Origin of the sequence: Aggregatibacter aphrophilus ATCC 33389, assembly GCF_900636915.1 — a bacterium.
In the GTDB taxonomy this organism is placed as follows: Bacteria; Pseudomonadota; Gammaproteobacteria; order Enterobacterales; family Pasteurellaceae; genus Aggregatibacter; species Aggregatibacter aphrophilus.
The window spans coordinates 1183804-1209065 of record NZ_LR134327.1; the positions used below are offsets into that span (position 1 = coordinate 1183804).

Sequence of the window (25262 nt, forward strand, 5' to 3'; positions counted from 1 at the left end):
AGAAAAATCTTAAACCTACGACCAAACTAGTCTTCAGCAATACTTGCTGGTGGCCAATTTTCAAGGCGCATACCTAGTGATAAGCCTCTTGAAGCGAGTACATCCTTAATTTCAGTAAGTGATTTCTTACCTAGATTAGGCGTTTTTAATAACTCAACTTCTGTACGTTGTACTAAATCACCGATATAGTGAATTGTTTCTGCTTTCAAACAGTTAGCAGAACGAACTGTCAACTCTAAATCATCAACAGGACGAAGCAGAATCGGATCGAATTCTGGTTTTTCTTCCTTAATTTCAGGTTGACGAACATCTCGCAAATCAACGAATGCATCTAGTTGTTCTGCTAAAATTGTTGCAGCACGACGAATTGCATCTTCAGGATCAATAGTCCCGTTTGTCTCTAGTTCAATAACCAATTTATCTAAATCAGTACGTTGTTCAACACGTGCTGCTTCAACATTGTAAGCAATACGGTCAACAGGACTATAACAAGCGTCTACTAATAAACGACCAATCGGACGATCTTCATCTTGATTTTGAGCACGAGCTGATGCAGGCACATATCCTCTACCACGCTGTACACGAATACGCATATTAATGGATGCATTTTCGTCAGTTAAGTGGCAAATTACATGCTCCGGATTTACAATTTCAACATCACCATCGTGGGTAATATCTGCAGCAACAACAGGGCCAATTCCAGATTTGTTAAGCGTTAGAAGAACATCATCTTTATTTTGTACTTTTACAGCTAAACCTTTTAGATTTAAAAGCACTTCAAGAATATCTTCTTGAACACCTTCTTTACTACTATATTCGTGCAACACACCATCAATTTCTACTTCAGTTACAGCACAACCAGGCATTGAAGATAGAAGAATACGGCGCAATGCATTTCCTAGAGTATGACCGAAACCACGCTCTAATGGCTCTAAGACTACCTTAGCTTGTGTAGAACTAATTTGTTCAATGTCAACTAAGCGTGGTTTTAAAAATTCTGTAACAGAACCCTGCATTTTATCCTCTCTTTGCTTCTAAGCTCTATTATTTAGAATAAAGCTCAACGATCAGATGTTCATTAATGTCTGCTGATAAATCAGAACGTTCAGGAACACGTTTGAATACACCTTCCATTTTAGCAGCATCAACTTCCAACCAAGTTGGCTTTTCTCTTTGCTCTGCTAATTCCAATGATGCTTTAATACGTGCTTGTTTTTTAGATTTTTCACGAACAGCAACTACATCATCAACTGAAACTTGAAAAGATGGAATATTTACCACACGACCATTTACAACAATTGCTTTATGACTCACTAACTGACGAGCTTCAGCACGAGTTGCTGCAAATCCCATACGATAAACAACATTATCCAATCGACCTTCTAATAATACTAACAAATTCTCACCAGTATTACCTTTTAGGCGGTTAGCTTCCTTGTAATAGTTACGGAATTGACGTTCTAAAATACCGTACATACGGCGAACTTTTTGTTTCTCACGTAACTGACTACCATAGTCAGACAAACGTGGTTTACGGGCACCATGTTGACCTGGTGCAGTATCAATTTTACATTTTGAATCAATCGCACGAACGCCTGATTTAAGAAATAAATCAGTACCTTCACGACGGCTGAGCTTGAGTTTAGGACCCAAATATCTTGCCATTTTCTTTCTCCAACTATCCTATGACGTCATTAAACACGACGTTTTTTCGGTGGACGACAACCGTTATGAGGAATCGGAGTCACATCAGTGATATTCGTGATACGGAAACCAGCCGCATTTAATGCGCGGATGGTTGACTCACGACCAGGACCCGGTCCTTTTACCATAACTTCCAAGTTCTTTAAGCCGAATTCTTTTACAACTTCGGCACAACGTTCTGCAGCAACTTGTGCAGCAAACGGAGTAGATTTACGAGAACCACGGAAACCTGAACCACCGGCAGTTGCCCATGCTAAGGCATTACCTTGACGGTCAGTAATAGTAACGATTGTATTATTGAAAGATGCGTGAATGTGTGCAACGCCATCTACAACTTGTTTTTTTACACGTTTACGTGCACGAACTGGTGTTTTTGCCATCTTAATTTACCCCGACTATTTTTTGATCGGCTTACGAGGACCCTTACGGGTGCGCGCATTAGTTTTAGTACGTTGACCACGTACCGGCAAACTACGACGATGACGTAAACCACGATAACAACCTAAGTCTAATAGACGTTTAATGTTAAGTGTTACTTCACGACGTAAGTCACCTTCAACGGTAAATTTACCAACTTCGTCACGCAGTTTATCAATCTGCTCTTCAGACAATTCGCTGATCTTAACATCTTCAGCAATACCCGCAGAAGCACAAATGCTTTTTGAACGAGTCTTACCAATACCATAAATTGCAGTTAAAGCAATCACAGCGTGTTTGTGATCAGGAATGTTAATGCCTGCAATACGGGCCACTATGCACTCCTATTGTTAAGTAGTTTGACACTCTGATCTTGAAAAGCCCGTTTTCAGGATACTCAAACAGAGTGCCAAGGAAATAAATGAGCTGAGTAGTATAATTACTCAACCGGTTCTTTGCAAGAAAAAATATCAATTAACCTTGACGTTGTTTATGCTTAGGATCGCTACAAAGTACACGAACAACCCCTTCGCGCTTCACAACTTTACAGTTACGACATAATTTCTTAACGGACGCACGAACTTTCATTGCTTATCCTTTTATATAAATGGGCTATTGCCCAAAACCTCTAAGGTTTGCTTTTTTCAGCGCAGATTCATATTTAGTCGACATTAAATGACTTTGAATCTGAACGATGAAATCCATAATTACCACTACAACAATCAGTAAAGATGTGCCGCCAAAATAAAACTGCACATTCCAAGCTGATGTCATAACATAAGGAACCAAACACACGAATGTGACATAAAGACCACCAATTAGCGTAAGTCTAGTCATAATTTTATCAATATATCGAGATGTTTGCTCCCCTGGTCTAATTCCAGGTATAAATGCACCAGATTTTTTCAAATTATCTGCTGTATCTCTAGGATTATATTGCATTGCAGTATAAAAGAAACTAAAGAAGATAATTGCTGCAGCATATACAACCAAGTACAAAGGTTGACCCGGATGTAGTAGCATTGATAAATCAGTTAGCCATTCCAAGCTAGAACCTTGCCCACCCCATTGAGTTAATGTTGCAGGAAAAAGAATTATACTAGATGCAAAAATTGCCGGTATAACGCCTGCCATATTAACTTTTAATGGTAAGTGAGTTGAATGACCACCTAAAATTTGTCTACCCTGCTGACGCTTTGCATATTCAACTTTAATCCTTCTCTGTCCTCTCTCAACAAAGACAACAAAGTAAGTTACCGCAAACACAATAACAGCGATTAAAAGAAGAACAAGTACATGCATCTGACCAAGACGCGCTTGCTCAATTGTTTGACCAATTGCAGCAGGCAATCCTGCTACAATGCCTGCAAAAATGATTAAAGAAATACCGTTGCCTATACCTCGTTCAGTAATTTGCTCGCCTAGCCACATTAAGAACATAGTTCCAGTTACTAAACTAATTACCGCCGTAAAGTAAAACCCGAATCCTAAATTTGGAACAAGACCAGGTAACATATTAGGTAATCCAGTTGAAATCCCTACCGCCTGTAAAGTAGCAAGTACAACTGTTGAATAACGTGTATATTTGCTGATTTTGCGACGACCAGACTCACCTTCTTTTCTCAATTCTGCAAGTGCCGGATGAACTGTTGCTAACAATTGAATAATAATTGATGCCGAAATATAAGGCATAATCCCCAACGCAAAAATTGAGGCTCGGCTCAACGCACCACCAGAAAACATATTAAACATATCAATGATGGTGCCTTTTTGCTGTTCAATTAATTGAGCTAATACAGCAGCATCTATACCAGGAACCGGAATGAATGACCCAATTCGGAAAACAATAAGTGCACCTAAAACAAATAGCAATCTACGCTTAAGTTCACTTGTACCGCCCTGAGTACTTCTAGCTTGATAACCTGGTTGTTTAGCCATTAACTATTCCTCGATTGAACCGCCGGCAGCTTCAATTGCTGCACGTGCACCTTTAGTAACACGTAAACCGCGAATAACTAGTTTAGTTTTCACTTCACCTGCTAAAATAACTTTAACAAACTGAATATCCTTAGTTAGAAGATTCGCTTCTTTTAATGTTTCTAAAGTTACAATGCCATTTTCAATTTTATTCAAATCGTCTAAACGAACTTCTGCTGTAACTGCCGCTTTCATTGAAGTAAAACCAAATTTAGGCAAACGACGATATAAAGGCATTTGACCGCCTTCGAAACCGCGACGAACACCGCCACCAGTACGAGATTTTTGCCCCTTATGACCACGCCCACCAGTTTTACCTAAACCAGAGCCTATACCACGACCAAGACGTTTAGCACTATGCTTAGCCCCCTCAGCCGGAGATAGAGTATTTAAACGCATCTATTACTCCTCCACTTTAACCATATATGAAACCTGGTTAATCATTCCACGTACCGCTGGAGTATCAACCAACTCAACAGTATGATGCATATGGCGAAGACCAAGACCACGTAGTGTAGCTTTATGCTTTGGTAAACGAGCAATAGAACTACGAACTTGCGTTACTTTAATAGTTTTAGCCATTATCAATTACCCCAAAATTTCATCAACAGATTTACCACGTTTAGCAGCAACCATTTCTGGTGATTTCATATTTGCTAAAGCATCAATCGTAGCACGAACAACGTTGATTGGATTAGTTGAACCATACGCTTTTGATAGTACATTACGGACACCTGCTACTTCTAGCACTGCACGCATTGCACCACCGGCGATGATACCAGTACCTTCACTAGCTGGTTGCATAAAAACACGAGAACCAGTGTGAGTACCTTTAACAGGATGTTGTAATGTACCTTCGGTTAAAGCCACATTAACCATGTTACGACGTGCTTTTTCCATTGCTTTTTGAATAGCTGCTGGAACTTCACGTGCTTTACCATATCCAAAACCTACACGACCATTACCATCGCCTACTACAGTTAACGCAGTAAAGCTCATGATACGACCACCTTTTACAGTCTTAGATACGCGGTTTACCGCAATTAGCTTTTCTTGCAGTTCACCAGCTTGTTTTTCGATGTTTGCCATCTCAAATTACCTCAATTAGAACTGTAGACCAGCTTCACGAGCAGCATCCGCTAAAGACTGGATACGGCCATGATATTTAAAACCGGAACGATCAAAAGCGACATCTTTAATGCCTTTTGCCAATGCTCTCTCTGCTACAATCTTACCTACAACAGCTGCGGCATCTTTATTACCGGTATATTTCACTTGCTCACTAATTGCTTTTTCAACAGTTGAAGCAGCAGCAAGCACTTCTGAACCGTTTGGTGCGATTACTTGTGCATAAATATGACGTGGAGTACGGTGAACAACTAAACGAGTTACACCTTGCTCTCTCATCATGTGACGCGCACGAGCTGCACGACGGATACGAGCTGATTTCTTATCCATAGTGTTACCTTAATTATTTCTTCTTAGCTTCTTTCATACGCACCACTTCATCAGCGTAACGTACCCCTTTACCTTTATACGGTTCTGGGCGACGATAAGCACGAATATCTGCAGCAACTTGACCGATTAGCTGTTTATCTGAACCTTTCAAAATAATTTCAGTTTGAGAAGGACACTCAGCAGTAATCCCTGCAGGTAAAACATGCTCAACAGGGTGAGAAAATCCAAGACTTAAAGCAACAGCATTTCCTTTAATTTGAGCTCTATAACCTACACCTACTAATTGTAGTTTTCTTGTAAACCCTTCAGTAACACCAATAACCATAGAATTAACTAGTGCTCTGGCAGTACCTGACTGAGCATTACTACCTTCAACTCCTTCACGTGGTGAAAATGTTAATTCATTGTTTTCATGTTTGACTTCTACTGAATGATGAATAGAGCGAGATAACTCACCATTTTTACCTTTAATTGTTAGTAACTGTCCGTTAAGTTTTACCTCAACACCGGCAGGAATACTAACAGGTGCTTTTGCAACACGAGACATTTTCCTACCTCTCTATTAAGCTACATAACAAATGATCTCACCGCCTAAACCCGCTTGGCGAGCTGCACGGTCAGTCATTACACCTTTGGATGTAGATACAACGGCAATACCCAAACCACCCATTACTTTTGGTAATTCGTCTTTACGCTTATAAATACGTAAACCAGGGCGACTGATACGCTGAATACTTTCTACAACCGGTTTTCCTTGGAAATATTTTAATGTAATTTCCAGTTCAGGTTTTACACCTGCAATTACTTTAACGCTCTCGATATAACCTTCGTCAGCTAATACATTGGCAATTGCCACTTTTAGCTTGGATGAAGGCATACTGATCGCAACTTTATTCGCAGCTTGACCGTTACGAATACGGGTCAACATATCTGCGATAGGATCTTGCATACTCATTGTGCTTTTACTCCGATTCCAAATTAAAGTGGTAAATTACCAACTTGCCTTCTTAAGACCCGGTATCTCACCGCGCATAGCGGCTTCGCGAACCTTAATACGGCTTAAACCAAACTTACGAAGAACGCCATGAGGACGCCCAGTTTGACGACAACGGTTACGTTGACGACTAGGGCTAGAATCACGTGGTAAAGTTTGTAACTTTAACACCGCATTCCAACGATCTTCGTCAGAGGCATTAACGTCAGAAATAATCTTTTTCAATTCCACACGTTTAGCATAGAATTTTTCAGCCAATTTCACGCGTTTTACATCGCGTGCTTTCATTGATTGTTTAGCCATTTGTAACCTGCCTTACTTACGGAATGGGAAATTAAAGGCAGCTAACAGTGCTCGACCTTCTTCATCATTCTTAGCCGTAGTGGTAATAGTAATATCTAAACCACGTACACGATCTACTTTATCATAGTCGATTTCAGGGAAGATGATTTGCTCACGCACACCCATACTGTAATTTCCACGACCATCAAATGATTTCGCACTTAAACCGCGGAAGTCACGAATACGTGGAACAGCAATTGTAATTAAACGTTCTAAGAACTCCCACATACGTTCACCACGTAGTGTTACTTTACAACCGATTGGATATCCCTGACGGATTTTAAAGCCAGCAACAGATTTACGGGCCTTAGTAATTAAAGGTTTTTGACCGCTAATCGCTGCTAGATCAGCAACTGCATTATCTAGCAATTTTTTATCGGTCAATGCTTCACCCACACCCATATTTAGGGTTATCTTTTCGATTCGTGGGACTTGCATGACAGATGAGTAGTTGAATTTAGTTTTCAATTCATTTACTACTTGATCTCTGTAGTAATCATGCAGTTTCGCCATCGCATTACTCCAGTTTATTAAATAATTTCATTATTAGACTTGAAGAAGCGTACTTTTTTACCATCTTCGAATCTAAAACCTACACGGTCAGCTTTATTTGTTGTTGGGTTAAAGATAGCAACGTTTGAAACATCAATCGCAGATTCTTTTTTCACTAAACCACCTTCTTTACCTAAAGCAGGTACCGGTTTTTCATGTTTAGTGATGATATTTACACCTTCAACAATCACTTTACCATTAGATAACACTTTTGTTACCTTGCCGCGCTTACCTTTGCTTTTGCCAGTAAGCACAATTACTTCATCATTTTGACGGATTTTTGCAGCCATTACATTCTCCTTACAGTACTTCTGGAGCTAAAGAAATGATCTTCATGAATTTCTCAGAACGAAGTTCACGAGTCACTGGTCCAAAAATACGGGTACCGATTGGTTGCTCAGTGTTATTGTTTAAAATCACACAAGCGTTACCATCGAAACGAATAACTGATCCATCTGGGCGACGAACACCCTTCTTGGTGCGCACAACAACTGCTTTTAGTACATCACCTTTTTTTACTTTACCGCGCGGAATTGCTTCTTTTACAGTAACTTTGATGATGTCGCCAATAGCAGCATAACGACGATGCGATCCACCTAGAACCTTGATACACATTACGCTGCGAGCGCCTGAATTATCAGCAACATCCAGCATAGTCTGTTCTTGGATCATATTAGTGCTCCGTTAAATTAAAAAACCACCCTTACGGGACGAACCTATCCGTAACACATAAAGTGTATGACGGAGAGGTGGCGGAGTTTAGCAAAATTATAAATGAAAAGCAATGAAAATTTGCTTATAACAAGAGAGCTTATCTTAATAAGATTAAAATTCTTATGAATGATTTTATAACAACTTCCTTAAGAGGAAAGTGCGGTCAAAATTTAAATTATTTTAGAAAACAAAAAGCCAACAGTTTGCACTATTGGCTTTTAATTTATTCTTTGTAATCAATTAAGCAATTACTGCTTTTTCAACTACACGAACTAAAGTCCATGACTTAGTTTTAGAAATTGGGCGACATTCGCGAACTTCCACTAAATCACCTAATTTAGCCTCGTTATTTTCATCGTGCACATGTAACTTGGTTGTACGACGGATAAACTTACCATAAAGTGGGTGTTTAACCTTACGTTCAATCGCAACAACGAAAGATTTTTCCATCTTGTCGCTTACTACACGACCTTGCACGCTACGAATTTTATCAGTCATTACTCACCCGCCTTTTCGGTTAGAACAGTTTTTACTAGTGCAATGCTACGACGCACTTGTTTTAACTGATGGGTTTGTTGAAGCTGACCGGTGGCTGCTTGCATACGCAACTTGAATTGTTCACCTAAAAGGTTTACTAATTCAGCATTCAGCTCTTCAACACTTTTTGTACGTAATTCTTGAGCTTTCATTACATCACCGTCTTAGTTACGAAAGTGGTCTTAACCGGCAATTTAGCAGCTGCTAATGCAAACGCTTCTCTCGCGATCTCTTCAGACACACCATCCATTTCATAGAGAACTTTACCCGGTTGGATTAAGGCTACCCAGTACTCAACGTTACCTTTACCTTTACCCATACGGACTTCTAATGGTTTTTCAGTAATTGGTTTATCCGGGAATACACGAATCCAGATTTTACCTTGACGTTTTACTGCACGAGTCATCGCTCGACGAGCGGCTTCAATTTGACGTGCAGTTAAACGACCACGACCAACTGCTTTTAAACCGAAAGTACCGAAGCTAACTTCTGTACCGCCCGCGATACCACGGTTACGGCCTTTGTGAACTTTACGGAATTTTGTACGTTTTGGTTGCAACATTTAGCGATTCTCCTTACTTACGACCTTTACCGCGCGGAGCCTTTTTAGGCTTGTCGGCAGGTTGTTGTTCCGGTTGCGCTAGCGCAGCCATTCCACCAAGAATCTCACCTTTGAAGATCCATACTTTAACGCCGATTACGCCGTATGTAGTATGAGCTTCTGCAGTGTTATAGTCGATGTCCGCACGCAATGTATGTAGAGGTACACGACCTTCACGATACCATTCAGAACGAGCAATTTCAGCACCGCCTAAACGACCGCTAACTTCAACTTTGATACCTTTAGCGCCTAAACGCATTGCATTTTGTACCGCTTTCTTCATAGCACGACGGAACATTACACGACGTTCTAATTGTGAAGCAATACTATCTGCAACTAATTTTGCATCTAATTCAGGTTTTTTCACTTCAGCGATGTTGATTTGAGCAGGAACACCGGCAATTTTTGCCACTGCATTACGCAATTTCTCAACATCTTCACCTTTCTTACCAATTACGATACCCGGGCGAGCTGTGTGAATAGTAACACGAATACTTTTTGCAGGACGCTCAATAGTGATACGTGAAACTGAAGCATTCGCTAATTCTTTATTTAAGAATTGACGTACTTTGAAATCGCCTTCAAGATTGTTGGCGAAATCTTGTGTATTCGCAAACCAAGTAGAGCTCCAAGGTTTTACAATACCTAGGCGAATACCATGTGGATGTACTTTTTGACCCATTGTTATTCCTCTACGATTAACGATCTGACACAACCACAGTAATGTGGCTTGTACGTTTTAAAATACGATCTGCACGACCTTTAGCACGTGGCATAACACGTTTCATGCTTGGACCTTCATCTACGAAAATCTTCGCAACTTTAAGATCATCGATATCTGCACCGTCATTGTGCTCAGCATTAGCAATCGCTGACTCAAGAACTTTCTTCACTAAAGCAGATGCTTTTTTATTCGTGTAAGTAAGAATTTCTAATGCTTGAGCCACTTTCTTGCCACGGATTAAATCCGCAACTAAGCGAGCTTTTTGCGCTGAAGTGCGAGCGTAACGATGTTTTGCAATAGTTTCCATCTTTTACCCCTTACTTCTTAGCTTTCTTGTCCGCAGCGTGACCGCGGTAAGTACGAGTCGGTGCAAATTCGCCTAATTTATGACCGATCATTTCATCAGAAACATAAACAGGAACATGCTGACGACCATTATGGACTGCGATGGTCAATCCAATCATTGATGGAATGATCATTGAACGACGGGACCAAGTTTTAATTGGTTTTTTATCCCCGCTTTCCACCGCCTTCTCTACCTTCTTCAACAAGTGTAGGTCAAGGAAAGGACCTTTCTTGAGAGAACGTGGCATGGCTTATCCTCTTATTTAATTAAAATTATTTACCACGATGACGTACGATATATTTATCAGTACGTTTGTTATGGCGAGTTTTCTTACCTTTAGTTTGAACGCCCCAAGGTGTTACTGGGTGTTTACCAAAGTTACGACCTTCACCACCACCGTGTGGGTGATCTACTGGGTTCATTGCAGTACCACGAACTGTAGGGCGTACACCTCTCCAGCGATTAGCACCAGCTTTCCCCAATACGCGAAGCATATGCTCTGAGTTGCCTACTTCACCAATGGTGGCAGAACATTCAGCTAACACTTTACGCATCTCGCCAGAACGGAGACGTAAAGTCACATAATTACCTTCACGGGCAATGATCTGTACATAAGCACCAGCTGAACGAGCAATTTGACCGCCTTTGCCTGGTTTTAATTCAACATTATGTACGGTAGAACCAACCGGAATATTACGCATTGGTAATGAGTTACCAACTTTAATTGGCGCATGTGCACCCGCTTGGATTTGATCACCTGCAGCCAAACCTTTTGGTGCTAAGATATAACGACGTTCACCGTCTTTATAAAGCACTAAAGCAATATTTGCAGAACGATTCGGATCGTATTCTAAACGTTCAACAACACCAGGAATGTCTAATTTATTACGTTTAAAATCAATTAAACGATAGTGTTGTTTGTGACCGCCACCAATGTGACGAGTAGTAATACGACCATAGTTGTTACGACCACCGGTTTTAGATTTAGTATCTAAAAGCGCAGCAAAAGGTTTACCTTTATGCAACTCAGGGTTAACAACTTTAACAACATGACGACGACCAGCGGAGGTCGGCTTACATTTAACGATAGCCATTATCTTCTACTCCTCCGTAATTACTCTGCTGCGCCTTCAACGAAGTCCAAAGATTGTCCTTCTTGAAGTGTAACATAAGCTTTTTTCCAGTCACTGCGACGTCCCATCTTAGCACCACGGCGTTTAGTTTTACCTTTCACCACAACGGTACGAACAGAATCCACTTTCACGTCAAAAAGTTGCTCTACTGCATTAGCAATTTCTACTTTATTCGCATCTAAAGCGACTTTGAAAACGATTGTGTTTGACTTCTCAGCGTTATTTGTTGCTTTCTCAGAGACATGTGGTGCTTTAAGCACTTTTAGCAAACGTTCTTGACTCATGCTAACATCTCCTCAATTTGCTTCACAGCATCCACAGTTACAACTACTTTATCGAAAGCAATTAAACTTACCGGATCGATACCTTGAGCATCACGAACATCTACTTTGTATAAGTTGCGTGCTGCCAAGAATAGATTTTCATCTAAACTTGCTGTGATGATTAACACATCTTCAAGTGCTAATTCTTTTAATTTTTGTACTAATACTTTGGTTTTTGGTGCATCAATTTCAAATTTATCAACAACAACTAAACGATCTTGACGAACAAGCTCAGAAAGAATGCTTTTGATTGCACCGCGGTACATCTTCTTGTTCACCTTTTGACTGTGATCTTGTGGTTTCGCTGCGAAAGTGACACCACCAGAACGCCAAATTGGTGATTTAATATCACCGGAACGAGCACGACCTGTACCTTTTTGACGCCAAGGTTTTTTACCTGAACCAGACACTTCAGCACGAGTTTTTTGTGCACGAGAACCTTGACGAGCACCTGCTGCATAAGCAACAACAACTTGGTGAATCAACGCTTCGTTAAACTCACGGCCGAAGGTAGTTTCAGAAACAGTGAGTGCATTAGCACCAACAACTTGTAATTCCATCTCTATCTCCTAGACCTATGCTTTAACTGCCGGCTTAACGATAACATCACTACCAGTAGCACCCGGAACGGCACCTTTTACTAATAGCAATTTACGCTCAGCATCTACACGAACAACTTCAAGGGATTGAACGGTTACACGCTCAGCACCTAAGTGTCCTGCCATTTTTTTACCTTTAAACACACGACCCGGAGTTTGGTTTTGACCAATAGAACCGAGAACACGATGTGATAAAGAGTTACCGTGGGTAGCATCTTGAGTACGGAAGTTCCAACGTTTAACACCACCTTGGAAACCTTTACCTTTAGAAGTACCGGTAACATCAACTTTTTTAACATCTGCAAAGATGTCAACGTTAATTTCTTGACCTAAAGTGAATTCTTCACCTTCAGTACGAAATTCCCATAAACCGCGACCAGCTTCAACGCCAGCTTTCACGAAATGACCCGCTTCAGGCTTCGTTACACGACTTGCTTTTTTAGAGCCAGTGGTAACTTGAACTGCAGTATAGCCATCGTTTTCAAGAGTTTTAACTTGAGTTACGCGGTTGGCTTCGATTTCGATAACGGTAACCGGTACAGACACGCCATCTTCATTGAAGATACGGGTCATACCGACTTTACGACCGACTAAACCAATCATTGTAATAACCTCTTAATTAACCTAGGCTGATCTGCACGTCAACGCCGGCAGCCAAGTCTAAACGCATTAAAGCATCAACAGTTTTTTCTGTTGGCTCAACAATATCAACTAAACGTTTGTGAGTACGGATTTCATATTGATCACGCGCATCTTTATTTACGTGTGGAGAAATCAATACTGTGAAACGCTCTTTACGAGTTGGTAAAGGAATCGGGCCACGAACTTGTGCACCAGTACGTTTAGCTGTTTCAACGATCTCCGCTGTAGATTGATCGATCAAACGATGATCAAATGCTTTAAGGCGGATACGGATTCTTTGGTTCTGCATGAGACCAGAGCTCCAATAAATTTAGCTAATAAAAAAACTAACACCATCACAATTCTTACATCAAAACAACAAGAAAAGGAGGTGCAAGCTACCTGTTTATATAGTTCCCAAATCGAGAACATTGTTAGTGTTACCTATCGCAACACCCGTTTAATAAATGATTACACTAAACGGCTTCTATAAAAAGCCCGCAAATTCTACCCAAACTCACCACGCTTTGCAAGTATTTTCTCTATATTTATCATTACCTAAAAGTGCGGTCAGTTTGCTCAATAAAAACACGCCCAAAAACAACTGCACTTTTAGCGTCTTATAAGGATAGCTCAGTGGTGTTTTTGATGGTTTTTAGGGTGACTTCGGATTTGAGGGTTTTGATTCCGATATTTTTGGTGAGATAGGTGTTTTTGATGGTATTGAATTGGTCTAAATCAGCAACACACATTTTTAGCAGAAAATCGTAACTCCCCGCCATTAAATGACACTCCAATACTTGTGGGATTAATTTTATCTCAAAAATGAACCGCTCTTTTAGTTCCGGATCCTCTTCAAAAAATGTGCCTTGAACATAAACAATTAAATTGCAATTTACTTTCTTCGGATTTAATAAAGCAACATAGCCATCAATCACACCGTTTTCTTCTAAATTATTCACACGACGTAAACAGGCCGAGTTAGAGAGCCCAACTTCTTTGGCTAATTCATTATTCTGCAAGCGTCCATTGCGTTGCAAAGCTTTTAGAATGCGCGTATCAATGTTATCGAATAATTTCTTAAACATAAAAAATCCTTTTTAGAAAAGAAAAGCGTGCGCATTATAACAAGGCCACCGATTAAAAACTGTGATATCGGTGGCCTTTATGAAAATTACTTTTAAACGCTATACAAGGACACTTGAATAACCAATAAGATTGCTCCAATCACCAACAAACAACCAATCATTGGCATAACAAACTTGACCCATTTATTAAATGGTATGTGTAACATTTGTAATGTGACCAATACCAAACCTGTTGGTGCCAAGAATAACATGGCGTATTGTCCCCAGTTATAGGCAGAAACCACTATATCACGCGGAATGCCTACAGCATCGGCAAGCGGAGCCATAATCGGCATGGAAAGCACTGCCAAACCGGAGGAAGACGGCACGATAAGACCTAAGAATATAAAGACTACCAATTGACCGAGAATAAAGACGCTACCCGGCATGCCACTGACCAAGTTAGACATATAGTCCAAAATGGTGTCGGAAATCATGCCTTGTTCAAGCACTAAGTTAACACCACGTGCCAAACCAATAATTAAGGATACGCCAACTAATTCAGAAGCCCCCTCGGTAAAGGATTCCACAATGTCTTTTTCTTTCAACCCACTGATAAACATGATGATAATGGCGATAGACAAGAATGAAGCCGCCATTTGCGGGAACCACCAACCACCTGCCATTACCCCCCAAATCATGATTGGGAAGGCAATACAGAAGAGAATTAAGATCAGTTTTCTTCTTAAGGTAAACTCAAGTACCGTATTTGGATCAAAGTTTTTCATATAACGATGATAAAACTCTTCTCTATCCTCATAAGTATAGGAAAAACTCGGATCCGCTTTCACTTTCTTAGCATACCAATATAAATAAGCAATAACGCAAGTTGCCCCTAATACTAACCCAATGGCACGGAACCCAATCCCTTCGGTAAATTGAATACCGGCAGCATTGGAAGCGATAACCACAGAGAATGGGTTAATTGTGGAAAACGCCGTTCCCATGGAGGAAGCCAAGAAGATGGCCCCAACACAAATAATGGCATCATACCCCAGGGCTAAAAATACCGGCACCAGAATAGGGTAAAATGCAACCGCTTCTTCTTCGATACCACAAGTGGTCCCCCCTAACACCATCAACACGGAAACACTGAATACAATCATAAATTCATTGCCTTTCGTGCGCCGAGCTAAAGCCATTAACCCCGCGTTAAACGAGCCCGTTCTGTTAATGACACCAATCATACCGCCCAGCACGAAAATGAACACCATCACATCCACCGCTTCTATGGTTCCTTCCACCATGCTGATAGGAATATCTTTGATACCTTTGTAATGTTGTTCAATACGTTGATAAGTGCCCGGAATAGCAATAGGTTTTTTGATTACCCCCTCGGTGAAATTCGTCAGTTTAATTTTGATATTAAGATTATTGAGGGTTTCTTCAGTAGCCGGATAAGTTTTGTCTTGCTCGCCGTAGGTTTTTACCACAAATACTTTATCGGTCATATTATAAGTCAATTTAGAATATGAACCTGATGGGATAACCCATGTTAATCCCACAGCAAGGATTAAAATAAAGAATAAAATAGTAAACGCTGATGGGAAATTAAAGGTCTTTTTTTGATTAGACGCTTCCATAACAGACTCCTCGTCAATACAACAGTTTTTGTTTGGCGAGTCGGCATAACGTCTTAATCGCTATACCGACCGCACATTCCACTTTGAACTGCTGATATTCTCAAAGTGTTTTTCTTATTGTGTACATCATTATGAATAGTAGGAAATTTCCGTTGCTTTCTTAGTAATACGGGTACCCGCCTTGCCTTTGACAATATCCACAATATCAGAAAGCGAGCCAATCACCGCATCTTTACCGGTATTACGAGCAAAATTCACTGCAGCTTGTACCTTCGGTCCCATAGAACCGGCAGCAAAGCCCATTTTTTCAATCTCATCCGGTGGTGCTAATGCAATAGCTTTTTGTGTTGGTTTACCCCAATCCACAAAGGTTGCTGACACGTCGGTGGCGATAATGAATAAATCTGCCTCCAAATTTTCGGCTAACAATGCGGAACACAAATCTTTATCAATAACCGCCTCTACGCCTTGCAGATTATGTTGTTCATCATAATAAGTCGGAATACCGCCACCACCGGCGCAGATAACAATACTGCCTTTTTCCAACAACCATTTAACCGGACGAATCTCAAAAATCCGTTTTGGCAATGGACTTGGTACAACGCGACGATACTTGTCGCCGTCTTGTGCGATGCTCCAGTTTTTCTCTTTCGCCAACCGTTCTGCCTCGTCTTTGGAATATACCGGGCCTATCGGTTTGGTTGGATTTTTAAAAGCCAGATCGTTAATATCTACTTCTACTTGTGAAAGCAAAGTAGCAAACGGCACTTCAAAAGGCACCAAATTCCCCAGTTCTTGTTGAATCATATAACCAATCATGCCCACGGACTCCGCGCCCAACACGTCTAACGGATAAGTCGGAACATCTTTATAAGCTGCCCCTTGTAGCGCTAACAGGCCTACTTGAGGGCCGTTACCGTGCGCAATGACTAATTCATTATTAGGGTAAATTTTGGCGATTTGTTCACAAGCAATACGCACATTTAATCGCTGGTTTTCAGCAGTCAGCGGCTCGCCGCGACGCAATAAGGCATTTCCGCCTAATGCAATAACAATTCTCATATGCCACCTCTTAAATTAAGCTAGAATAAAGCACGGCTTTAATGGTGTGCATGCGGTTTTCCGCTTGTTCAAATGCCACATTCATCGGAGATTCAAAGACATCTTCGGTGACTTCAATACCGTTTGCCAATTCAGGGTATTTTTCTGCAATTTGACGACCCACTTTGGTTTCGCTGTTATGGAATGCCGGTAAGCAGTGCATAAATTTGACGCGCGGATTACCTGTGCGTTTCATCAATTCAGGTGTCACTTGATATGGCAATAATAATTTAATGCGTTCGCCCCACGTTTCTAGCGGTTCGCCCATGGAAACCCATACGTCGGTGTGCACAAAATCTACACCTTTCACTGCTTTATCAATATCATCGGTGACGGTAATACGTGCGCCACTTTGTTTTGCAAAGCCTTCACACATTTCTACCAATTCGGCGTCAGGCAACAAGGCTTTTGGCCCGCAAATGCGTACATCCATGCCTAATTTGGCGCCGATTAATAATAAGGAATTTCCCATGTTATTACGCGCATCACCGATATACACATACTTGATTTCACTTAATGGTTTATCGCAGTTTTCAATCATGGTTAACACGTCTGCCAACATTTGGGTTGGGTGGAATTCGTCAGTTAAGCCATTAAATACCGGCACACCGGCATATTCGGCCAATTCGTCCACAATTTCTTGTTTGAAACCACGATATTCAATGGCGTCGTACATTCTGCCTAACACTCGGGCAGTGTCTTTCATACTTTCTTTATGGCCGATTTGAGAAGAGTTTGGATCGATGTAGGTCACTTGCGCGCCTTGGTCATAAGCAGCAACTTCAAAAGCGCAGCGGGTTCTCGTGGAAGTTTTTTCAAAAATTAACGCAATATTTTTACCTTTTAATTTTTGTTGTTCAGCGCCGGCATATTTCGCCCGTTTTAAATCACGGGATAAATCTAACAAATATTTGATTTCACGTTCTGAGTGATTGACAAGACTTAATAAGTGTCTATTTTTAAGATTGAAAGCCATAATAATCTCCTTGAATGTGATGAATTTATTGATGTTTATTCGACATACGACCTATAGCATTGCGAATGCCATTATTTTAAGAGAAGCCCCAAGAAATATAGTTGCTAATTTTCTACTCAAGTGTAAAGATTTTGAATTTATAACTAACAACTCCCTTTTTATTGGTATAAAATTCTGCTTTAGCAATTTATAAGCAACAAAAATCCTCAATGAGGAAAGATCGAACGTAATGGACGCTTTCATCACCTTTTTACGCCATACAACCGCCAAAGTGCGGTATGTTTTACACAAGAAATTACGCCAAAGTTACCGAATCTCTCACAAAACCGTTGAATTTTCCTGCCTACTAATCGGCGCGGCGCTCGTCTCCTTATTTTCCTTAGGTTTTGCCAAATTGGCTGATTTAGGGTTGGCATGGAACGCCTATTGGACACAGCGCTACCCGACTGCTGTGTGGTTCATTTTGCCAAGCGGCTTGGCATTGTTGACATGGTTTGTAGCGAAATACACGCCCTATGTAGGTGGCAGCGGCATCCCGCAAGTCATCGCCTCTATCAGCTTGCCCAATCATGCCGATAAACATCGCTTGGTCGCCTTCGGACAAACCCTGTGGAAAATTCCCCTAACTTTTCTTGCCATGCTCATTGGTGCGTCTGTTGGGCGGGAAGGGCCGTCTGTACAAGTGGGTGCGGCAGTAATGTTATGGTGGGGTAATATTTGTCGTCGATACGGTATCGCATTTAACGGATTAACGGCCAACGAGCTCATGGCAACGGGAGCTGCCGGCGGTTTGGCTGCTGCATTTAACGCGCCCCTGGCCGGTGTCATTTTTGCAATTGAAGAACTGGGACGTGGTGTATTACTACGCTGGGAACGGCGCGTATTATTAGGCGTGCTGGCGGCAGGCTTTATTTTAGTAGCCATCGACGGCAACAACCCTTACTTTCCGAAATATCACGGTGCCACCGATATTCCTTACCTATATTTATGGGTCTTGCTGTGCGGCTTAGTCGGCGGTGTTTCCGGCGGTATCTTCGCCCGTTTATTGGCAAAAGGCATTGCCGACACATTGCCTGCTATTTTCCGTCATGGAGTTCATCGCCACCCAATTATTACCGCTTTTATTTTAGGTCTGATTTTGACCGCACTTGGTGTTTACACTCAAGGACAAACCTACGGCACAGGCTATCATGTTGTTACCCAAGCTTTGGACGGAGAAGCGCTACAACCAGATATCGGTATCATGAAATTATTCGCCACGGTAGGCTCTTATTGGACGGGTATCGCAGGGGGGATTTTCACCCCTTCCTTAACCATCGGTGCAGGCTTAGGCGTAAAAGTGGCCTCCTTCAGCGACGGCTTAATAGACCAACGGTTGCTCGTGTTGCTTTGCATGGCAGCTTTTTTAGCCGGTGTCACCCAATCACCGGTCACCGCCAGCGTCATCGTGATGGAAATGACGGGCTGTCAACCGGTGCTTATTTGGCTATTGATTTGCTGTCTGATTTCCTCCATTATTTCACGCCAATTTAGTCCAAAGCCGTTCTACCATTTTGCGGCGGGGCGTTTTCGCCATCGGATTCAAGAAGAAATACAAAAAAACAGGAAGGAAAGTTCATAAAAAATGCCTCAAAATCAACCGCACTTTTATCGCGGCCGCTTTGCCGTCGCCCCCATGTTGGATTGGACAACGCGCCATTGCCGTTATTTTCATCGCCAATTTTCCCGCCACGCCTTACTTTACACGGAAATGGTGACTGCACAGGCGATCATTCACGCCAAATATGATCACCTTGATTTTGATGCAGCAGAACATCCTGTGGCATTACAACTCGGTGGTAGCGACCCTGCACAACTGAAACATTGTGCCCAATTAGCGGAACAGCGCGGCTATCAAGAAATCAACCTGAATGTCGGTTGTCCTTCCGACCGTGTACAAAACGGCATGTTCGGCGCTTGCTTAATGGCAAAAGCAGATTTAGTTGCCGAATGCGTACAACAAATGCAAAGTGCGGTGCAAATTCCCGTCACCGTGAAAACCCGTATCGGTATTGACGATTTTGACAGCTATGATTTTCTTTATAATTTTGTGCAAACCGTCAAACAGGCCGGTTGCCAAGAATTCATTGTCCATGCGCGTAAAGCCTGGCTTTCCGGTCTCAGCCCAAAACAAAACCGCGAAATTCCACCGTTGGATTACGAACGGGTGTATCAACTAAAACGGGATTTCCCCGATTTACTCATCAGCATTAACGGTGGAATCAAAACGATTGAGGAAATACAACGGCACTTGCAGCACGTGGACGGTGTCATGGTGGGACGCGAAGCCTATCAAAACCCATCGTTACTAGGTCATATCGATCAGGCACTGTTTGATCCTAACGCGCCGATAATTACGCCGCGCCAAGCCGTAGAAAGTATGTTGCCTTACATTGAAAGCCAACTCAGCCAGGGCGTCTATCTCAACCACATCGTCCGTCACATGCTCGGGGCTTTCCAAAACTGCAAAGGCGCCCGTCAATGGCGCCGGTATTTGAGTGAAAATGCTTATAAAGAAGGCGCAGGAATTGAGGTGGTAGAAACCGCATTAGGCTTTGTGGAAGAGTAAAAGTGCGGTGGGTTTTAAAAACGTTTCCAAAACCCACCGCACTTGTTCATTTTAGATTAAAGAATGTTTTGATATTCTTCTAACATTTCTTTCGGCCAGACACTGGATTGCACTTCGCCAATATGACGCTTGTGTAACAAGAACATTGCCATACGGGATTGACCAATGCCACCACCAATACTTAACGGTAATTTGCCTTGCAACAATTCTTGGTGCCAATCCATTTTTAAACGATCTTCATCACCAGTTAAACCAACTTGTAAACGTAATGCGGCTTCATCAACGCGAATACCCATAGAAGAAAGCTCAAAGGCTTTGCCGAGTTGGTCGTTCCAAACCAAGATATCACCGTTCAAGCCTTTGTAGCCGTTTTCCGACTCGGTTGTCCAGTCATCGTAATCCGGTGCACGACCATCATGCGGTTTGCCGTCAGACAACTTGCCACCGATACCAATTAAGAACACCGCGCCGTATTCTTTACAAATAGCGTTTTCACGCTCTTTGCTGCTTAAATCAGGATAGCGTGTTACCAAATCTTCACTATGTACGAGGGTAATTTGTTTTGGCAACGCGGAAGGAATGTCAAAACGCGCTTCGACAGCTAATTCGGTTAAACGAATGGCGCGATAAATGGAATTAACGGTTTCTTTTAAATAAGCAAAGTTGCGACGTCCTTCCGGAATCACTTTTTCCCAGTCCCATTGATCCACGTACACAGAATGGGTTGGGTCAAGAGAGTCCTCATCCGGACGCAACGCTTTCATATGGACAAACAAGCCCTCGCCTTCTTTAAAGTGGAAACGCGCTAAAGTGTGACGTTTCCATTTGGCTAAAGAATGCACGACTTCAAACACAGCATTTGGAATTTGTTTTACATGAACTTGTACCGCTTTTTCGATACCTGATAAGTTATCTTGCATACCATTGCCCACTTGGCTTAAGATTGGACCTTGAACTTCGATGATGCCAAGTTGTTCGATAAGGTTTTGGGTAAATGTATTTTTTACAAAACTAATCTCTTGTTGTTGCAAAATAAATGTCTTTTTCATTGTTTTAATCCTATATTATTTAATATTTTGACTTGAATTCACTAAATTCTGCATCCTCCTTAAATTTAAGGCAACAATATTCGACACGACTCAAATAAAATTCGATATAATTTATAAAATAAACAAAAATCAATAATGTTTATTAAAAATTTTCAAAAAGGGAGCATGTTATGCATAATATCGATAATTTAGACCAGCAAATATTGCGTGTACTTACTAAAGATGCACGTACACCTTATGCTGAAATGGCGAAGAACTTCGGCGTCAGCCCCGGTACAATTCATGTTCGAGTGGAAAAAATGCGTCAATCGGGCGTCATTGAAGGGACAAAAGTCAAAATTAACGAACGTAAGTTGGGCTACGACGTATGCGGTTTTATCGGCATTATTTTGAAATCCGCCAAAGATTACGAGAAAGTCATTAAGAAGCTAGAGGCCATTGATGAAGTAGTCGAGGCCTATTACACTACGGGTAATTACTCAATTTTCATTAAAGTCATGACGCATACCATTGCTGAATTGCATTTGGTGCTGTCAGCCAAGATTCAATTGATTGATGAAATTCAATCCACCGAAACCTTAATTTCCATGCAAAATCCAATTTTGCGTGGTATCAAACCTTAAAGTATAAAGGAGAATAGTATGTCTGAAGTATTTCACCTTGGTCTAACCAAAGCCATGTTAGATGGAGCCAAATTGGCCATTGTCCCAGGAGCACCTGAGCGGGTTGAACGTATTGCACGTTTGTTGGATCGTCCAAAATTCCTTGCCTCTACCCGTGAATTTACCTCTTGGCTCGGTTATATTGATGAACACGCCGTCGTTGTTTGCTCTACCGGTATCGGTGGCCCATCCGTCTCTATTGCGGTAGAGGAATTGGCACAACTCGGCGTACGCACATTCTTACGTATTGGCACTACCGGTGCTATTCAACCGCACATTAATGTGGGTGATTTATTGATTACCACCGGCGCGGTGCGCTTAGATGGCGCAAGCCGCCATTTTGCACCGTTGGAATACCCGGCAGTAGCGAACTTTGAATGTACCAATGCGCTCTATAAAGTGGCTACAGAAGACGCAAGTAATAAAGTTCATGTAGGCATCACCGCTTCATCCGACACATTCTATCCAGGACAAGAACGCTATGACACGTTCACCGGTAAAATCTATCGCCACTTCCAAGGCTCTCTCAAACAATGGCAAGAACTTCATGTAATGAATTATGAAATGGAATCCGCTACCTTATTTACCATGTGCTCAGCCATTGGCTTACGCGCAGGTATGATTGCGGGCGCTATTGTAAATCGCACCCAACAGGAAATTCCGAATGAAGAAACCATTAAATCAACGGAAGAAAAAGCTATCCACGCCGTAGTGAAAGCAGCAGGATTGTTGGTTTAACAAAAAATACCTAAAAAAATGACCGCACTTTGCTTTTCTCATTCAAAGTACGGTCATTTTCTATGATGTTTTTATCAGGTGGTTTCATTAGAAGGCCATGCGTTGACCACCGCCTTAACTAACGTTGCCAATGGAATGGCGAAAAACACGCCCCAAAACCCCCACAAACCGCCAAAGATGAGTACGGCAATAATGATCACTAAAGGATGTAAGTTAACTGCCTCAGAGAACAAAAACGGCACGAGTAAATTTCCGTCTAATAATTGACTCACCACAAAGGCAATAACGATATACCAAAATGTGTGGGTATCACCAAATTGAAAAATCGCTACCAACACCACGGGAATAGCGACCAACACAGCGCCGATGTAAGGTACCAACACGGAAATCCCAACCGCAACAGCCAGTAATAACGGGTAATTTAGACCAAAAATCAGGAAAATCATATAAGTCACTGCCGCCACAACAAAAATCTCCACTAACTTACCTCGAATATAATTAGAAATTTGTTGTTGCATTTCCACCCAAACAGCCGATGCCAAAGTACGGTTGCGAGGCAGGAAACGACTTACACCATCCATTAACTGACGTTTATCTTTCAACAGAAAAAACACCATCAAAGGTACCAAAAACGCGTAAATCCCAAGCGTTACCAAGTTCATGAGAGAGGCCAAAGACAGCTTCAATGCGGACTCACCCAACCCTAGAATTTTCTCTTTCACCGAGCCGAAAATCGATTCCACGGTTTTTGTATCGATAAGGTCAGGATAGCGTTCCGGTAGGGATAACAACCATTCATTAAATTTATTAAACATGTGTGGCAAATCACTTAATAAATTGACCATCTGTGTCCATAAGTTTGGGAGCAACACCAACACCACTAAAAACACCAAACCGGTAAACGTACCAATAACTAAAGTCGTTGCCAATAAACGCGGGCATTTCAGCTTCTCATTTAATAAACGCACCGGCCATTCCAACAAATACGCCAGCACAATCGCCACCAATAGGGGCGCAATTAGATCGCTAAAAAAATAAATGGCAATAAATCCGAATAGCAAAATCGCCGCCAACCCCATGGCTTGCGGATCACTAAAGCGTCGGTTATACCAATTTTTTAACATTTCAATCATAATGAATACCTCTATAAAACTTGGCTGATTATAAGGTAAAATTAGCTTAAATCACACACCAAGAGGAATTTGTATGTCTGTTATTATCTATCACAACCCACGCTGTTCCAAAAGCCGTGAAACCTTGGCATTACTGGAAAGCCACCATATTCAACCGCAAGTTGAGCTTTATTTACAACAGCATTATAGCGTAGAAAAATTACAAGAAATTGCCGATAAATTAGGCATCACTGATATTCGTCAAATGATGCGCACCAAAGACGAGTTATATCAATCACTTGATTTAGACAACCCGACACTTAGCGCAAAAAATTTACTACTAGCCATTTCCCAACATTCTGCGTTGTTGGAACGTCCGATTGTCATTCATGGCAACAAGGCCAAAATCGGGCGCCCACCGGAATCCGTGTTGACGATTTTATAAAAACATTTGGAAAAACAACCGCACTTTTACTCTTTGGCAATGCCTAAATTGCCAATTTTAATGCCTAAATGCCCAATTGCCACGGGGGAAATCTGTTCACTAAGGTAAATAAATAATTCATCTAAATCGGTAAAGACTTTTTTAATTTTAATTTGATCTTCCACTTTGCGGGTAAATTCATATTGCACATCATCGCCGTCAATATGTGCTTCCAAGGTAATATAAATGGTCTCAAAGAAATGACTTTGGGCCCCTTCTTCGCCCGGATCACTAATTCGCACATTCCATGTGTTATTAAATAGAATTTCTGTTTTTGCTGTCATAACTACCTCACAAATATCAATATGTTGCATAAGCTAAATGAATGAAAAAACCCGATAATAAAATCTCTTATAGAAGAAATCTTATTATCGGGCTTTTCGTACCAACGATTGATATGTTTTGCTTTACGTTGATAACTGCCTTTGCCTTTTTTATTGCGCTCTACACGCTGGCGGAATAATTTATCATGTAATAACGCTTGGATCGCGTTATCTTTAATGACACCGCGTTGATGCTGATAGGTCAGCGTCCCTTGCACATGTTGAGACGGTGTTTGCAAGGCGTTTTTGTGTTTTGCCATGTTGTCCTCTCATGATGAATTGAATAAATAAGTAGATTTTTCATACACGAAAAATCGCACACATTATATACATATTTGCTGAAATTGAAAGTTTCATGCGGGGATAAAGGGCAACCAATTGCCTTTTCCAACGAATTTTCCTTGACATAAAACAGACAAAATTTAACCAATTGTTTATCGCATTTTCGTAGCAAAAC

Annotated in this window: 40 protein-coding genes; 5 read left to right on the forward strand and 35 right to left on the reverse strand. The window is 41.4% G+C overall.

The features are described 5' to 3' along the window. Positions 1–26: 26 nt before the first annotated feature. From EL144_RS05750 to EL144_RS05900, 31 genes are all read right to left on the reverse strand, one after another. Positions 27–1016, reverse strand: a complete 990-nt coding sequence (locus tag EL144_RS05750; RefSeq protein ID WP_005701864.1) for a DNA-directed RNA polymerase subunit alpha — start codon at positions 1014–1016, stop codon at positions 27–29. Positions 1017–1044: 28 nt separating this feature from the next. Further along, positions 1045–1665, reverse strand: a complete 621-nt coding sequence (gene rpsD / locus EL144_RS05755) for a 30S ribosomal protein S4 (protein ID WP_005701866.1) — start codon at positions 1663–1665, stop codon at positions 1045–1047. A gap of 29 nt (positions 1666–1694) precedes the next feature. Then, a complete protein-coding gene (gene rpsK / locus EL144_RS05760) occupies positions 1695–2084 on the reverse strand; it encodes a 30S ribosomal protein S11 (RefSeq protein ID WP_005701868.1) in 390 nt (129 codons plus the stop codon). A gap of 15 nt (positions 2085–2099) precedes the next feature. Next, positions 2100–2456 carry a 30S ribosomal protein S13 gene (rpsM, locus tag EL144_RS05765; RefSeq protein ID WP_005701869.1) on the reverse strand — a complete coding sequence of 119 codons (357 nt, stop codon included), beginning with the start codon at positions 2454–2456 and terminating at the stop codon, positions 2100–2102. A gap of 139 nt (positions 2457–2595) precedes the next feature. Next, a complete protein-coding gene (gene rpmJ / locus EL144_RS05770) occupies positions 2596–2709 on the reverse strand; it encodes a 50S ribosomal protein L36 (protein ID WP_005543607.1) in 114 nt (37 codons plus the stop codon). 24 nt (positions 2710–2733) lie between these two features. Further along, positions 2734–4059, reverse strand: coding sequence for a preprotein translocase subunit SecY (secY, locus tag EL144_RS05775; RefSeq protein ID WP_005704446.1), 1326 nt, complete (start codon positions 4057–4059; stop codon positions 2734–2736). A gap of 3 nt (positions 4060–4062) precedes the next feature. After that, entirely contained in the window at positions 4063–4497 is a 435-nt protein-coding gene (gene rplO / locus EL144_RS05780; protein WP_005701871.1) for a 50S ribosomal protein L15, read from the reverse strand. A gap of 3 nt (positions 4498–4500) precedes the next feature. Continuing rightward, positions 4501–4680, reverse strand: coding sequence for a 50S ribosomal protein L30 (gene rpmD, locus EL144_RS05785; RefSeq protein WP_005701872.1), 180 nt, complete (start codon positions 4678–4680; stop codon positions 4501–4503). Between the two features lie 6 nt (positions 4681–4686). Beyond that, positions 4687–5187: a 30S ribosomal protein S5 gene (gene rpsE / locus EL144_RS05790; protein ID WP_005701873.1), complete on the reverse strand. Its 501-nt coding sequence runs from the start codon at positions 5185–5187 to the stop codon at positions 4687–4689. A gap of 15 nt (positions 5188–5202) precedes the next feature. Beyond that, a complete protein-coding gene (gene rplR, locus EL144_RS05795; RefSeq protein ID WP_005701874.1) occupies positions 5203–5556 on the reverse strand; it encodes a 50S ribosomal protein L18 in 354 nt (117 codons plus the stop codon). Positions 5557–5569: 13 nt separating this feature from the next. Next, positions 5570–6103, reverse strand: a complete 534-nt coding sequence (gene rplF / locus EL144_RS05800; RefSeq protein WP_005701875.1) for a 50S ribosomal protein L6 — start codon at positions 6101–6103, stop codon at positions 5570–5572. A gap of 15 nt (positions 6104–6118) precedes the next feature. After that, a complete protein-coding gene (rpsH, locus tag EL144_RS05805) occupies positions 6119–6511 on the reverse strand; it encodes a 30S ribosomal protein S8 (RefSeq protein WP_005701876.1) in 393 nt (130 codons plus the stop codon). 36 nt (positions 6512–6547) lie between these two features. After that, entirely contained in the window at positions 6548–6853 is a 306-nt protein-coding gene (rpsN, locus tag EL144_RS05810) for a 30S ribosomal protein S14 (RefSeq protein WP_005701877.1), read from the reverse strand. 12 nt (positions 6854–6865) lie between these two features. Then, complete coding sequence (gene rplE / locus EL144_RS05815; protein ID WP_005548784.1) at positions 6866–7405, reverse strand: 50S ribosomal protein L5; 540 nt, start codon at positions 7403–7405, stop codon at positions 6866–6868. A 17-nt stretch (positions 7406–7422) separates the two neighbouring features. After that, entirely contained in the window at positions 7423–7734 is a 312-nt protein-coding gene (rplX, locus tag EL144_RS05820; protein WP_005704443.1) for a 50S ribosomal protein L24, read from the reverse strand. Between the two features lie 10 nt (positions 7735–7744). After that, a complete protein-coding gene (gene rplN / locus EL144_RS05825; RefSeq protein WP_005619403.1) occupies positions 7745–8116 on the reverse strand; it encodes a 50S ribosomal protein L14 in 372 nt (123 codons plus the stop codon). Positions 8117–8398: 282 nt separating this feature from the next. Then, positions 8399–8656, reverse strand: a complete 258-nt coding sequence (gene rpsQ / locus EL144_RS05830; protein WP_005539352.1) for a 30S ribosomal protein S17 — start codon at positions 8654–8656, stop codon at positions 8399–8401. Next, positions 8656–8847, reverse strand: coding sequence for a 50S ribosomal protein L29 (rpmC, locus tag EL144_RS05835; protein ID WP_005701880.1), 192 nt, complete (start codon positions 8845–8847; stop codon positions 8656–8658). Before rpmC ends, rpsQ begins: the two co-directional genes overlap by 1 nt. Further along, positions 8847–9257, reverse strand: coding sequence for a 50S ribosomal protein L16 (gene rplP, locus EL144_RS05840; RefSeq protein WP_005539359.1), 411 nt, complete (start codon positions 9255–9257; stop codon positions 8847–8849). Before rplP ends, rpmC begins: the two co-directional genes overlap by 1 nt. Positions 9258–9270: 13 nt before the next feature. Beyond that, on the reverse strand, positions 9271–9978 hold the full coding sequence (rpsC, locus tag EL144_RS05845; protein WP_005701881.1) for a 30S ribosomal protein S3: 708 nt from the start codon (positions 9976–9978) through the stop codon (positions 9271–9273). A 16-nt stretch (positions 9979–9994) separates the two neighbouring features. Next, positions 9995–10327, reverse strand: coding sequence for a 50S ribosomal protein L22 (rplV, locus tag EL144_RS05850; RefSeq protein WP_005539363.1), 333 nt, complete (start codon positions 10325–10327; stop codon positions 9995–9997). Between the two features lie 10 nt (positions 10328–10337). Beyond that, positions 10338–10613, reverse strand: coding sequence for a 30S ribosomal protein S19 (gene rpsS, locus EL144_RS05855; RefSeq protein WP_005539416.1), 276 nt, complete (start codon positions 10611–10613; stop codon positions 10338–10340). Between the two features lie 25 nt (positions 10614–10638). Further along, positions 10639–11460, reverse strand: a complete 822-nt coding sequence (gene rplB, locus EL144_RS05860; protein WP_005704442.1) for a 50S ribosomal protein L2 — start codon at positions 11458–11460, stop codon at positions 10639–10641. 20 nt (positions 11461–11480) lie between these two features. After that, complete coding sequence (rplW, locus tag EL144_RS05865) at positions 11481–11783, reverse strand: 50S ribosomal protein L23 (RefSeq protein ID WP_005704441.1); 303 nt, start codon at positions 11781–11783, stop codon at positions 11481–11483. Next, the gene (rplD, locus tag EL144_RS05870) at positions 11780–12382 is read right to left on the reverse strand and encodes a 50S ribosomal protein L4 (protein WP_005556240.1); all 603 of its coding nucleotides are present in this window, start codon (positions 12380–12382) and stop codon (positions 11780–11782) included. Before rplD ends, rplW begins: the two co-directional genes overlap by 4 nt. A 15-nt stretch (positions 12383–12397) precedes the next feature. Then, entirely contained in the window at positions 12398–13024 is a 627-nt protein-coding gene (gene rplC / locus EL144_RS05875) for a 50S ribosomal protein L3 (RefSeq protein WP_005704440.1), read from the reverse strand. 16 nt (positions 13025–13040) lie between these two features. Beyond that, entirely contained in the window at positions 13041–13352 is a 312-nt protein-coding gene (gene rpsJ / locus EL144_RS05880; RefSeq protein WP_001181005.1) for a 30S ribosomal protein S10, read from the reverse strand. A gap of 310 nt (positions 13353–13662) precedes the next feature. Next, complete coding sequence (locus EL144_RS05885) at positions 13663–14130, reverse strand: Lrp/AsnC family transcriptional regulator (RefSeq protein WP_005704439.1); 468 nt, start codon at positions 14128–14130, stop codon at positions 13663–13665. Between the two features lie 92 nt (positions 14131–14222). After that, positions 14223–15752, reverse strand: coding sequence for a YfcC family protein (locus EL144_RS05890; protein ID WP_005704438.1), 1530 nt, complete (start codon positions 15750–15752; stop codon positions 14223–14225). A 129-nt stretch (positions 15753–15881) separates the two neighbouring features. Further along, complete coding sequence (arcC, locus tag EL144_RS05895) at positions 15882–16814, reverse strand: carbamate kinase (protein WP_005704437.1); 933 nt, start codon at positions 16812–16814, stop codon at positions 15882–15884. A 10-nt stretch (positions 16815–16824) separates the two neighbouring features. After that, a complete protein-coding gene (locus EL144_RS05900) occupies positions 16825–17829 on the reverse strand; it encodes an ornithine carbamoyltransferase (RefSeq protein ID WP_005704436.1) in 1005 nt (334 codons plus the stop codon). A 229-nt stretch (positions 17830–18058) separates the two neighbouring features. Between EL144_RS05900 and EL144_RS05905 the strand changes: the two genes are divergently transcribed. Further along, positions 18059–19450, forward strand: coding sequence for a chloride channel protein (locus EL144_RS05905; RefSeq protein WP_005704435.1), 1392 nt, complete (start codon positions 18059–18061; stop codon positions 19448–19450). A gap of 3 nt (positions 19451–19453) precedes the next feature. Continuing rightward, complete coding sequence (dusA, locus tag EL144_RS05910) at positions 19454–20437, forward strand: tRNA dihydrouridine(20/20a) synthase DusA (protein ID WP_005704433.1); 984 nt, start codon at positions 19454–19456, stop codon at positions 20435–20437. 56 nt (positions 20438–20493) lie between these two features. Here dusA and asnA read toward each other — a convergent pair whose 3' ends face one another. Further along, entirely contained in the window at positions 20494–21486 is a 993-nt protein-coding gene (gene asnA / locus EL144_RS05915) for an aspartate--ammonia ligase (protein ID WP_005704432.1), read from the reverse strand. A gap of 170 nt (positions 21487–21656) precedes the next feature. Between asnA and asnC the strand changes: the two genes are divergently transcribed. Both asnC and udp read left to right on the forward strand, forming a co-directional pair. After that, a complete protein-coding gene (gene asnC, locus EL144_RS05920) occupies positions 21657–22109 on the forward strand; it encodes a transcriptional regulator AsnC (RefSeq protein WP_005701896.1) in 453 nt (150 codons plus the stop codon). Positions 22110–22127: 18 nt separating this feature from the next. Next, positions 22128–22886, forward strand: a complete 759-nt coding sequence (gene udp / locus EL144_RS05925; protein WP_005704431.1) for a uridine phosphorylase — start codon at positions 22128–22130, stop codon at positions 22884–22886. A gap of 74 nt (positions 22887–22960) precedes the next feature. Here udp and EL144_RS05930 read toward each other — a convergent pair whose 3' ends face one another. After that, a complete protein-coding gene (locus EL144_RS05930; protein WP_005704430.1) occupies positions 22961–24019 on the reverse strand; it encodes an AI-2E family transporter in 1059 nt (352 codons plus the stop codon). A 73-nt stretch (positions 24020–24092) separates the two neighbouring features. On the opposite strand from EL144_RS05930, the gene arsC reads away from it, so the two are divergent. Further along, a complete protein-coding gene (gene arsC / locus EL144_RS05935; protein ID WP_005704429.1) occupies positions 24093–24443 on the forward strand; it encodes an arsenate reductase (glutaredoxin) in 351 nt (116 codons plus the stop codon). 26 nt (positions 24444–24469) lie between these two features. Here the strand turns inward: arsC and EL144_RS05940 are convergent, their stop codons facing one another. Then, positions 24470–24766: a DUF5377 family protein gene (locus tag EL144_RS05940; RefSeq protein ID WP_005701900.1), complete on the reverse strand. Its 297-nt coding sequence runs from the start codon at positions 24764–24766 to the stop codon at positions 24470–24472. Positions 24767–24768: 2 nt separating this feature from the next. Next, a complete protein-coding gene (locus EL144_RS05945; RefSeq protein WP_005704427.1) occupies positions 24769–25065 on the reverse strand; it encodes an alternative ribosome-rescue factor A in 297 nt (98 codons plus the stop codon). Positions 25066–25262 lie beyond the last annotated feature (197 nt).

Coding starts and splice junctions, on each gene's coding strand:
- rplX (WP_005704443.1), bottom strand. CDS start 7,734: ATGGCTGCAAAAATCCGTCAAAATGATGAAGTAATTGTGCTTACTGGC.
- EL144_RS05905 (WP_005704435.1), top strand. CDS start 18,059: ATGGACGCTTTCATCACCTTTTTACGCCATACAACCGCCAAAGTGCGG.
- rpsC (WP_005701881.1), bottom strand. CDS start 9,978: ATGGGTCAAAAAGTACATCCACATGGTATTCGCCTAGGTATTGTAAAA.
- asnA (WP_005704432.1), bottom strand. CDS start 21,486: ATGAAAAAGACATTTATTTTGCAACAACAAGAGATTAGTTTTGTAAAA.
- rplO (WP_005701871.1), bottom strand. CDS start 4,497: ATGCGTTTAAATACTCTATCTCCGGCTGAGGGGGCTAAGCATAGTGCT.
- rplB (WP_005704442.1), bottom strand. CDS start 11,460: ATGGCTATCGTTAAATGTAAGCCGACCTCCGCTGGTCGTCGTCATGTT.
- secY (WP_005704446.1), bottom strand. CDS start 4,059: ATGGCTAAACAACCAGGTTATCAAGCTAGAAGTACTCAGGGCGGTACA.
- rpmD (WP_005701872.1), bottom strand. CDS start 4,680: ATGGCTAAAACTATTAAAGTAACGCAAGTTCGTAGTTCTATTGCTCGT.
- EL144_RS05890 (WP_005704438.1), bottom strand. CDS start 15,752: ATGGAAGCGTCTAATCAAAAAAAGACCTTTAATTTCCCATCAGCGTTT.
- rplD (WP_005556240.1), bottom strand. CDS start 12,382: ATGGAATTACAAGTTGTTGGTGCTAATGCACTCACTGTTTCTGAAACT.
- asnC (WP_005701896.1), top strand. CDS start 21,657: ATGCATAATATCGATAATTTAGACCAGCAAATATTGCGTGTACTTACT.
- rplW (WP_005704441.1), bottom strand. CDS start 11,783: ATGAGTCAAGAACGTTTGCTAAAAGTGCTTAAAGCACCACATGTCTCT.
- EL144_RS05945 (WP_005704427.1), bottom strand. CDS start 25,065: ATGGCAAAACACAAAAACGCCTTGCAAACACCGTCTCAACATGTGCAA.
- rpsH (WP_005701876.1), bottom strand. CDS start 6,511: ATGAGTATGCAAGATCCTATCGCAGATATGTTGACCCGTATTCGTAAC.
- rpsD (WP_005701866.1), bottom strand. CDS start 1,665: ATGGCAAGATATTTGGGTCCTAAACTCAAGCTCAGCCGTCGTGAAGGT.
- rpsE (WP_005701873.1), bottom strand. CDS start 5,187: ATGGCAAACATCGAAAAACAAGCTGGTGAACTGCAAGAAAAGCTAATT.
- EL144_RS05900 (WP_005704436.1), bottom strand. CDS start 17,829: ATGGCTTTCAATCTTAAAAATAGACACTTATTAAGTCTTGTCAATCAC.
- dusA (WP_005704433.1), top strand. CDS start 19,454: ATGCCTCAAAATCAACCGCACTTTTATCGCGGCCGCTTTGCCGTCGCC.
- EL144_RS05930 (WP_005704430.1), bottom strand. CDS start 24,019: ATGATTGAAATGTTAAAAAATTGGTATAACCGACGCTTTAGTGATCCG.
- rplE (WP_005548784.1), bottom strand. CDS start 7,405: ATGGCGAAACTGCATGATTACTACAGAGATCAAGTAGTAAATGAATTG.
- rpsN (WP_005701877.1), bottom strand. CDS start 6,853: ATGGCTAAACAATCAATGAAAGCACGCGATGTAAAACGCGTGAAATTG.
- rplR (WP_005701874.1), bottom strand. CDS start 5,556: ATGGATAAGAAATCAGCTCGTATCCGTCGTGCAGCTCGTGCGCGTCAC.
- arsC (WP_005704429.1), top strand. CDS start 24,093: ATGTCTGTTATTATCTATCACAACCCACGCTGTTCCAAAAGCCGTGAA.
- arcC (WP_005704437.1), bottom strand. CDS start 16,814: ATGAGAATTGTTATTGCATTAGGCGGAAATGCCTTATTGCGTCGCGGC.
- rpsQ (WP_005539352.1), bottom strand. CDS start 8,656: ATGACTGATAAAATTCGTAGCGTGCAAGGTCGTGTAGTAAGCGACAAG.
- rplN (WP_005619403.1), bottom strand. CDS start 8,116: ATGATCCAAGAACAGACTATGCTGGATGTTGCTGATAATTCAGGCGCT.
- rpmC (WP_005701880.1), bottom strand. CDS start 8,847: ATGAAAGCTCAAGAATTACGTACAAAAAGTGTTGAAGAGCTGAATGCT.
- rplC (WP_005704440.1), bottom strand. CDS start 13,024: ATGATTGGTTTAGTCGGTCGTAAAGTCGGTATGACCCGTATCTTCAAT.
- EL144_RS05750 (WP_005701864.1), bottom strand. CDS start 1,016: ATGCAGGGTTCTGTTACAGAATTTTTAAAACCACGCTTAGTTGACATT.
- rpmJ (WP_005543607.1), bottom strand. CDS start 2,709: ATGAAAGTTCGTGCGTCCGTTAAGAAATTATGTCGTAACTGTAAAGTT.
- EL144_RS05885 (WP_005704439.1), bottom strand. CDS start 14,130: ATGTTTAAGAAATTATTCGATAACATTGATACGCGCATTCTAAAAGCT.
- rplF (WP_005701875.1), bottom strand. CDS start 6,103: ATGTCTCGTGTTGCAAAAGCACCTGTTAGTATTCCTGCCGGTGTTGAG.
- rplV (WP_005539363.1), bottom strand. CDS start 10,327: ATGGAAACTATTGCAAAACATCGTTACGCTCGCACTTCAGCGCAAAAA.
- rpsJ (WP_001181005.1), bottom strand. CDS start 13,352: ATGCAGAACCAAAGAATCCGTATCCGCCTTAAAGCATTTGATCATCGT.
- EL144_RS05940 (WP_005701900.1), bottom strand. CDS start 24,766: ATGACAGCAAAAACAGAAATTCTATTTAATAACACATGGAATGTGCGA.
- udp (WP_005704431.1), top strand. CDS start 22,128: ATGTCTGAAGTATTTCACCTTGGTCTAACCAAAGCCATGTTAGATGGA.
- rplP (WP_005539359.1), bottom strand. CDS start 9,257: ATGTTGCAACCAAAACGTACAAAATTCCGTAAAGTTCACAAAGGCCGT.
- rpsS (WP_005539416.1), bottom strand. CDS start 10,613: ATGCCACGTTCTCTCAAGAAAGGTCCTTTCCTTGACCTACACTTGTTG.
- rpsK (WP_005701868.1), bottom strand. CDS start 2,084: ATGGCAAAAACACCAGTTCGTGCACGTAAACGTGTAAAAAAACAAGTT.